1 protein-coding gene is annotated in these 263 nt (G+C 63.1%); it reads right to left on the bottom strand.

Features of this window, described 5'->3' with window-relative positions; genetic code table 11:
- The coding region (locus tag HU738_RS25840) for an immunoglobulin-like domain-containing protein (protein ID WP_217871564.1) at positions 1 to 263 on the bottom strand (263 nt) is incomplete at both ends.

Genomic DNA, 263 nt, shown 5'->3' with positions numbered 1-263 from the left:
CGTCGTTGGTGACGGCGCCGGTGGTGGTGCCGGAGCTTTGGCCAACCGGAATGGTGATGGTCTGCCCGTTGGCCAAGCTGACTATGACCGGGCTGCCAGTGACAGGAGCGGCCACTGTCGCCGTATAGATAATGGTCCCGCCTTCGGCCACGCTGGGTGTCGCCGTCAGTGATACCGTTGTGGTGTCTTGCACATCGGTCACGGCGGTGCTGACTGGTGTCTGGTTGGCGACCAGGTTCTCGTAGTTGCCACCGCTGACGCTG

Source organism: Pseudomonas vlassakiae (genome assembly GCF_014269035.2).
GTDB lineage: Bacteria > Pseudomonadota > Gammaproteobacteria > Pseudomonadales > Pseudomonadaceae > Aquipseudomonas > Aquipseudomonas vlassakiae.
Note: the sequence above shows the minus strand (reverse complement) of the source record. Positions and strands in the feature narration are given on the sequence as shown.